Here is a 1,156-nt window from a genome sequence, read left to right as displayed (position 1 = left end):
GGAAGACCTAGATCTCGTGCTGGTGGACACGGCCGGGCGCCTGCAGAACAAGGCCGAACTGATGGCGGAGCTGGGAAAGATCGTCCGGGTATTGAGGAAGGTTGATCCGGACGCGCCGCATGACGTGATTCTCGTGCTGGATGCGACCGTCGGGCAGAATGCGCTGAGCCAGGTCGAGGCGTTCCGGCATACGGCGGGCGTGACGGGTCTTGTCATGACGAAACTGGATGGCACGGCGAAGGGCGGCGTTCTGGTGGCGATTGCCGAGGCGCATGATCTGCCGATCCATTTCATCGGCATCGGCGAGAAGGCTGAGGATTTGCGGCCGTTCTCTGCGGCGGCGTTTGCGAAGGCGTTGGTTGGGCTCAAAGGCTAAAACCTGCATTTGAACCCCTCTCCATCGGGAGAAAGGGCTTTGGAGATTGCTCCGCCGCGTTAGTGACGCCTGCTCCGTCATCGAACAATTCCTCGATGTTGCGGCCAAAGAGGCGGGCGAGGGCGAAAGCGAGCGGGAGGGAGGGGTCATACTTGCCCGTCTCGATGGCGTTCACGGACTGGCGCGAGACATCCAGCTTGTCGGCGAGTTCCTGCTGGCTCCATCCGCGTTCTGTCCGCAATGCACGGATGATGTTTTCATGGGCTCGCCTCAGACCGTGCGGCCGAAGCCGAAGTGCAGGATGCAGCTGAAGAGGCCGTAGGCGACAAAGAAGAGCGACCCGAACCAGAAGGCGCTGAACTGGGGAAGAGCGCCGGATATCTGCAGGAGGCCGGCGACGAAAGCGATGCCTGCAGTGATCGCGCCTGCCTGGGTAGGCGCCGTCAGATGGCGCAGGGGGCAATACTCATCCGTCTCGCGGACAAGACGCAGGATGGCCGAGAGCGCTCCGAGGATCGCCGGCGAGGCCGCGGTCGCCGCCAGTATCTTCAGGCCGAGTGGGGAGGTCCCCGCGTCGGTGAAGTGAGATACCAGAAAGACTATCACGACGTATAGCGCCATCAATGGCCAGAACAGGTACTGGTAGCGGCGGTTTGCGGTACGAAAGCCTTTGGTTTGGGTCACTTGGTGATCTGCTTTTCAAGCGACCTTTACAAGTTTTACTCGGCAGCGAGGGCCGAGGCCGGCGCTGCCTGCCTGCCGCGTACTAACCGGCCGGGC

General features: G+C 62.0%; 2 protein-coding genes and 1 pseudogene. 1 reads left to right on the top strand and 2 read right to left on the bottom strand.

The features are described 5' to 3' along the window. Positions 1-376: pseudogene (locus WEA77_RS03110) on the top strand (signal recognition particle-docking protein FtsY); the annotation flags it as partial. Here the strand turns inward: WEA77_RS03110 and WEA77_RS03105 are convergent. Then, positions 366-650 carry a helix-turn-helix transcriptional regulator gene (locus WEA77_RS03105; RefSeq protein ID WP_368066406.1) on the bottom strand — a complete coding sequence of 95 codons (285 nt, stop codon included), beginning with the start codon at positions 648-650 and terminating at the stop codon, positions 366-368. The pseudogene WEA77_RS03110 and the gene WEA77_RS03105 overlap by 11 nt on opposite strands. Further along, positions 647-1,060, bottom strand: coding sequence for a hypothetical protein (locus tag WEA77_RS03100; RefSeq protein WP_368066407.1), 414 nt, complete (start codon positions 1,058-1,060; stop codon positions 647-649). The genes WEA77_RS03105 and WEA77_RS03100 overlap by 4 nt, the downstream gene beginning before the upstream one ends. Positions 1,061-1,156 lie beyond the last annotated feature (96 nt).

This window comes from Hyphomonas sp., assembly GCF_040882205.1.
Lineage (GTDB): Bacteria > Pseudomonadota > Alphaproteobacteria > Caulobacterales > Hyphomonadaceae > Hyphomonas.
This window is presented reverse-complemented; position numbering and strand designations above follow the sequence as displayed.